At 70.2% G+C, this 6,293-nt stretch carries 6 protein-coding genes; 2 read left to right on the top strand and 4 right to left on the bottom strand.

Annotated features, from left to right (window positions below; all coding sequences use genetic code 11):
* From VNT50_RS07715 to VNT50_RS07700, 4 genes are all read right to left on the bottom strand, one after another.
* Window positions 1–2,300: hypothetical protein (locus VNT50_RS07715; RefSeq protein WP_325484528.1), on the bottom strand; the 2,300-nt coding region annotated here is incomplete at its 3' end.
* A 5-nt stretch (window positions 2,301–2,305) separates the two neighbouring features.
* Window positions 2,306–2,542 (bottom strand): helix-turn-helix domain-containing protein, encoded by a 237-nt coding sequence (locus VNT50_RS07710; RefSeq protein WP_325484527.1) that lies wholly within the window; start codon window positions 2,540–2,542, stop codon window positions 2,306–2,308.
* On the bottom strand, window positions 2,542–3,018 hold the full coding sequence (locus tag VNT50_RS07705; RefSeq protein WP_325484526.1) for a DUF2975 domain-containing protein: 477 nt from the start codon (window positions 3,016–3,018) through the stop codon (window positions 2,542–2,544). Before VNT50_RS07705 ends, VNT50_RS07710 begins: the two co-directional genes overlap by 1 nt.
* Window positions 3,019–3,167: 149 nt before the next feature.
* A complete protein-coding gene (locus VNT50_RS07700; RefSeq protein ID WP_325484525.1) occupies window positions 3,168–3,554 on the bottom strand; it encodes a RidA family protein in 387 nt (128 codons plus the stop codon).
* A gap of 266 nt (window positions 3,555–3,820) precedes the next feature.
* Here VNT50_RS07700 and VNT50_RS07695 point away from each other — a divergent pair, with 266 nt between their 5' ends.
* Both VNT50_RS07695 and VNT50_RS07690 read left to right on the top strand, forming a co-directional pair.
* Window positions 3,821–4,948 (top strand): Gfo/Idh/MocA family protein, encoded by a 1,128-nt coding sequence (locus VNT50_RS07695; RefSeq protein ID WP_325484529.1) that lies wholly within the window; start codon window positions 3,821–3,823, stop codon window positions 4,946–4,948.
* Window positions 4,949–4,952: 4 nt separating this feature from the next.
* A complete protein-coding gene (locus VNT50_RS07690) occupies window positions 4,953–6,134 on the top strand; it encodes a dihydrodipicolinate synthase family protein (protein WP_325484524.1) in 1,182 nt (393 codons plus the stop codon).
* Window positions 6,135–6,293: the final 159 nt, after the last annotated feature.

Genomic DNA, 6,293 nt, shown 5'->3' with positions numbered 1-6,293 from the left:
GCCGTGAGCAGGGTCGACGCCTCGACGGCGATGCGTGCGAGCGCGGCATCCCGTTCACCGATTCTCGGAACGAGAGCCGCCCGGATGAGGCGACCGCTGGGCAGCACGAGGGCGACTATCAGCGCGATGACCGGCAGCACGACTGGGGACCCGCTGTCGACGAGCACCTGTGCGCCGAGGCAGACGGCCACAACCGCGAGCGACGGCACCAGTACCGCGGCTGCCATGAGGCGAAGCGGGATGCCGAGCCCTTCCCGCTTCGTGGCGACCAGGGCGAGCGCGAGAAGGAAGATGAGGCCCGTCGACAGGGCCGTCCATCCGCTTCGCTCGAACACCACTTGCGCGACGCCGATCAGAAACGGCACGGACGTGACCGCGAGGATGGCCCGCCAGGAGTTCGCCCCCACCCCGGGGAGGAACGTCGCGACGATCGCGACCACCGCGCCGGCGGACGTCGTGAGACAGACCAGGGCGGCGCCGCCGATGCCCTGCTGCGAGAGCGAGGTGGCGAACACCACCAGCGCGTAGGCGTACCCGACGCCGACATACAGGAAGCGGATCGGACGCGGCATGGCACAGGCCAGAGCCGCGAGGGCGGCCACCACCGCGAGTCCCATCGTGGTGGAGAGGCCGGGTTCGCGCCAGGAGACGATCGCGGCGAACAGCACCAAGAGGTGCGCACCGACCACGAGCGGCACGCGGACCGCCGTCGAGGCGTCTCGCATTCGCGGCAGGAACGCCACCGCGAGACTCGCCGAGGCACCGAGCGCGAGGCCGAGGGCGACTCGCCCCGCGGGCACGATTCCGGGGACGCTGAGCAGAGTGAGGGCCGCGAGCGCCGCGAACCACAATCCGAGGTGACCGACCCAGCGCATGCCGAGCGGGACCGGCGCATCCTGTTCGACGACGACCGGGCGCAGTCGCTCGCGGAGGAACGCAAACAGTCCGAGCCCCGCCCCCAGCGCCCCCAGGGCGATCACCGCTGCGACCGCGAGCTCCGACGGGCCATTCAGGTCGCGGGAGGAGAGCACGGTGTAAGCGCCGAGCAGCATCGCGAGGGCGGTGGGGGCGACGGCGGTGACGGCGACGACAGTGAGTGCGCCGCCGGCGAGAAGGCCCCGACGAACCGTGTACGGGACCGGCGACAGCACCCCCCACGCGATGGCGCCCACCACGGCCGAGGCCGGGATGATCGCCATTGCCCACACCACCCCGAGGAGTGCGGGCGCGAGAGCGAACGGGAGCGTCGCGGCCGCACTCACCCCGAACACGCCCGCCAGGAAGCTCCACAGCCCGGAGGCGGGGTGGCGGGTCGAAAAGAGCGCCAGCACGGCCGACGCGGCGAGGGTCACGCACAGAGCGACCCAAACCGGATCGCTCGGGAACTCCGCGAACACCCAATTCTGGGCCAGCGCGGGACTCTGGACCAGGGCGACCGCGATCGCCAGCAGCTCGATGAAGGTCAGCGTCACGCGCTCTCCGCGCAGGGAAGCCCCGAACCGCTGCGCGAAGGCAGGCGTCGCGGCCAGGAGCACGAACGCCCCGACGGCCGTCCCGAGGTGTCCCAGCACCCGGGTGTCGGTGGCGAAGCCGATCATCGCCGGAACGAACGAAAGCCCGACGAGCGAGAGCCACAGCCAGACCCGCACCCGCACCCGCAGAGCCACCACGGTCATTGCGATGCCCGCGACGAGCGTCGAGGCGGCAGCGATCGCCCATGGGTCCCGCGGCGCAAGGGCTGTGAGGGCATGGATGTCGAGCCCGAGGAACACCATGCCGAGCGCACCGACGGCTTCGGCCGAGAACTGCAGGCCCCGACGGGCAAGCACCCACGCGCCCACGAGGAATACACCGGTGACGCCGCCCACGAGCAGACCGCGCACGAGTGCGTCGGTCACCTCGGGATTGAAGAAAGTGAACACGATCGCCGCGACGGCGACGAGGCCGGCACCCGCAACGGCGAGCACGGACTGCACCGTGGCGCTCGACCGCGGCGGACCGAAGAAGATGCCATCGGTGCTGGTCTCGGCCGCGCTCGCCGGGCCGCCTGCGGGAACGGGGGCGGCCGCCGTCTCGACCGCACGAATCTGCACGCGGTCAAGCACCGCCTGCCGCGCCTCGAGGGCTGCGACCGCCGCCCGCGAGGCATCCCACAGCTCACTCCCGATCTCGCCGCGATAGTCCGCGCCGCAGCGCGGGCACCGCTGGCCCTCGACTGCCTGCGTGCACAACGGGCACGACGATGCGTCGCGCAGCTGGGCGATGGCTGTCTCGCTCCACGGGGGCACCCGCGTCGCCATGGTGTTCACAGCGCCTCGCCCGGGTCGGCGCGACCGTCGTCGTCCACCCACACGAGGATGTCGCCGGGCTGGCAATCGAGCACACGGCAGATCGCGTCCAGCGTGGTGAAGCGGATCGCCTTCGCGCGGCCGTTCTTGAGCACGGAAACATTGGCCGGCGTGATGTCGATCGCGGCCGCGAACTCGCCGACCGACATCTTCTTCTTCGCGAGCTCGACGTCGAGGTTGATGACGATCGACATCACACGACCTCCGACAGGTCGCGTTCGAGCATCCACGCCTTGCGGAGGAGCCCGCGCAGCACGACGATGAGGAGCGACAGCCCTGCGCCGACCACGATCCCGAGCACACACAGCAGGAGGATGGACGGCGTCATGACCCCGGAGAGCGCCAGGGTCACCAGGGTGACCGCGACGAGGAGCGTCGCCGCAACCACCGCGCCAAGGCTCACATCGACGCCGGGGAACGCGCTCTCGCTGAAGATGCCGTCCGCGCGCACGAGCGACAGGAGCCTCCATACACAGACCAGCACGACCTGCACGCACAGCAGGAACAGGATGCCGATCACGATGCCCGGAACCTGAAGGTATGCGATCTCGTGGTACCGCCACGCCGACTGGGCAGCAACGCTGGGGATGACGAAGACCTGGCATGCGAGCAAGAGAGCCAGCAGGACGGCTATGAGCGACTTCAGGACGACGATTGTTGAACGTTGCATTGAGAGCCTATCGATATTCGGCAGTGATCTATCGATAAACAATATACTTCGATCAACTTTCGACACAACAGGCGCCGGGTGCGGTTGTGCCACGACCCCATTCTGGGCCGACCCGCACGGCGCCAGCCGCCCCAGCACGCGGTCGGAAATCAGGGGATCGCGGCGACCGCGTCGATCTCCACGAGGGCCCCCGGTCGCGCCGGGGCCACCGCGACGACCGTGACGGCGGTGCGCCGGTTGCCCCAGACCGACGCCGTCGCGGCGTAGCCGTCGGCGGGGTCGACCGAAGGGTCGAGGTAGATCGTCAGCTTGGCGACGTGTTCCGCATCGGTCCCGGCCTCGGCGAGCACGGCGAGCAGGTTGCGGAGGGCCTGTTCGGTCTGCGGCCCGAGTCCGTCGAGCAGTGTGCCGCTGCCGTCGGCCCCGTTCTGGCCGCCGACGTACAGGGTCCGGCCGGCGGGCACGATCATCCCTTGCGTGAAGGCGGGGTTCTGATGCAGCTGGGGAGGGTCGACCGGCGTGGGGTGAGTGTTCATCGTGTAGTGCTCCTTCCGTGAGAACCTCCTCGAGTGTCGCGCGGGCCACCGACGCCCTGCAACGCCCGGGACACCGCCCCGAGACTGCTCCCCGCTTGCGCGCGCCGACTTCGCGTGCGAGACTGGCTGGAAAGCGTTTACCCGAATCCCGGGACATCCACGAACGCACCGAGCGAAACGGAACGACCGTGTCAGAGACGACCACCCTCGCCCCGGCCCCGGCCGCGGCATCCCCCGCCCCGCGCGTCCGCGAGATCGGGATCATCATGAACGGCGTCTCTGGACGCATGGGATACCGCCAGCACCTGGTGCGCTCGGTCCTCGCGATCCGTGCCCAGGGCGGCGTGGTCCTGCCCGACGGATCCCGCGTCACGGTGCGACCGCTCCTCGTCGGCCGCAGCGAGGCCAAGCTCGCCGAGCTGGCCGAGAAGCATGGCATCGAGGACTACACGAGCGACCTCGACGCCGCCCTCGCCGACCCGCGCTGGGAGATCTACGCCGACTTCCTCGTCACGAAGGCGCGTTCCTCGGCCCTCCGCAAGGCGATCGCCGCCGGAAAGACCATCTACACCGAGAAGCCCACCGCCGAGACCGTCGACGAGGCCCTCGAGCTGGCCAACCTCGCGGCCGCAGCGGGCGTGAAGACCGGCGTCGTGCACGACAAGCTCTACCTGCCCGGCCTGCAGAAGCTCAAGCGCCTCATCGACTCCGGCTTCTTCGGCCGCATCCTCAGCGTCCGGGGAGAGTTCGGCTACTGGGTCTTCGAAGGCGACTGGCAGCCCGCCCAGCGCCCGAGCTGGAACTACCGCACCGAAGACGGGGGCGGCATCATCGTCGACATGTTCCCGCACTGGAACTACGTGCTCGAGAACCTGTTCGGCGCGGTCAAGACGGTCTACGCACAGGCCGAGGTGCACATCGCCGACCGCTGGGACGAGAACGGCGAGCACTACACGGCCACGGCCGAAGACGCCGCCTACGGCATCTTCGAGCTCGAAGGCGGCACCGTCGCGCAGATCAACTCCTCCTGGACAGTGCGCGTGAACCGTGACGAGCTCGTCGAGTTCCACGTCGACGGCACGCACGGTTCCGCCGTCGTGGGCCTGTTCGGCGCCAAGATCCAGCCGCGCAATGCCACGCCCAAGCCCGTCTGGAACCCCGACCTGGCCGATGACCACGACTACGACGCGGACTGGATCGACGTTCCGACGAACGAGGTCTTCCAGAACGGGTTCAAGCAGCAGTGGGAGGAATTCCTCGTCTCGTTCGTGCTGGGCACCGACTACGAGTTCGACCTGCTCTCGGGCGCCCGCGGCGTGCTGCTCGCCGAGGCCGGCCTGCAGTCGAGCCGCGAGGGCCGCAAGGTCGAGCTGCCGACGCTGAGCCTGGGCTGATCCCGTGCAGAGCTCAGCAACCGACGCCCTCACGCTCCTCGAGGCCTCCGGCGCGACATCCCGCGTCGAACTCGCCGGCGCGCCCTCCTTCGCGAAGCCGACCGGCCCGCTGCAGAGCCGGGTCGCCTACGCGGCGGCGCACGTCGTGCCGGTCGTCTGGGGCGACAACACGCCCGGGAGTCCCGCCGACATCGACTGGGACGCGACCCTCGCGTTCCGCCGCCACGTGTACTCGTGGGGACTCGGCGTCGCCGACGCGATGGACACCGCGCAGCGGAACATGGGCCTCGACGCGGCGGCGACCCGCGAGCTCATCGCCCGCAGCGCCCAGGTCGCCCGCGAAGAGGGGGGCTCGGTCGTCGTCGGCGTCAACACCGACCACGTCGAAGAAGAGTGGATCAACCTCGACGCGATCATCGACGCCTACAAGGAGCAGCTCCACTTCACCGAGGAGCAGGGGGCCGGACCCGTCCTGATGGCGAGCCGCCACCTCGCCCGGGCCGCGACGTCGGCCGAGGGCTACCGCCGCGTGTACCGCGAGGTGCTCGCAGCGGCCACAACGCCCGTCGTGCTGCACTGGCTCGGCACGGCCTTCGACCCGGTGCTCGCCGGTTATTTCGGCTCGACCGACTGGCCCGCGGCATCCGACGTGCTTCTCGAGGTGATCGCCGAGAACACCGACAAGATCGCCGGCGTCAAGATGAGCCTGCTGGATGCCGCGGCCGAGGTGTCGGTGCGCGAGCGCCTCCCCGAAGGGGTGCGGATGTTCACGGGCGACGACTTCAACTATGTCGGCCTGATCGGCGGCGACGAGAGCAACGGCGGCCACTCCGACGCCCTGCTCGGCGCATTCGCCGCGATCACGCCGGTCGCCTCCGCGGCCATCCAGGCGCTCGATGCGGGCGACCCGGCCGGGTACCTGAACCTCCTCGGCCCGACCGAGCCGCTCAGCCGCCAGGTCTTCGCCGCGCCGACGTTCTACTACAAGACCGGCGTCGCGTTCCTGTCGTGGCTGAACGGCCACCAGCGGGCGTTCCAGATGGTCGGCGGCCTGCACTCGGCCCGCAGCCTGCCCCACCTCAGCCAGATCGTCCGGCTCGCGAACGCCTCGCAGGCGCTAGAGACCCCCGACCTCGCCGCGGAGCGCTGGCACGGCCTGCTGCGCCTGAACGGAGTCGACGCATGACCGCCCTCAGCCCGGTGAGGGGGGGCGACGGCGGAACGGCGACGCCCGACCCCCGGCTCTCGATCAATCAGGCGACGATCAGGCACGCCGACCTCGCGACGACGCTGCGGGTGACGGCCGAGGCCGGCGTGCAGGCGATCGGCCTGTGGCGCGAGCCCG

It is taken from the genome of Microbacterium sp. (assembly GCF_035554235.1).
Lineage (GTDB): Bacteria > Actinomycetota > Actinomycetes > Actinomycetales > Microbacteriaceae > Microbacterium.
Note: the sequence above shows the minus strand (reverse complement) of the source record. Positions and strands in the feature narration are given on the sequence as shown.

Excerpts from the sequence above, each read along its gene's own strand:
- VNT50_RS07710 (WP_325484527.1), bottom strand. The coding sequence starts at position 2,542 with ATGTCGATCGTCATCAACCTCGACGTCGAGCTCGCGAAGAAGAAGATG.
- VNT50_RS07705 (WP_325484526.1), bottom strand. The coding sequence starts at position 3,018 with ATGCAACGTTCAACAATCGTCGTCCTGAAGTCGCTCATAGCCGTCCTG.
- VNT50_RS07695 (WP_325484529.1), top strand. The coding sequence starts at position 3,821 with ATGAACGGCGTCTCTGGACGCATGGGATACCGCCAGCACCTGGTGCGC.
- VNT50_RS07700 (WP_325484525.1), bottom strand. The coding sequence starts at position 3,554 with ATGAACACTCACCCCACGCCGGTCGACCCTCCCCAGCTGCATCAGAAC.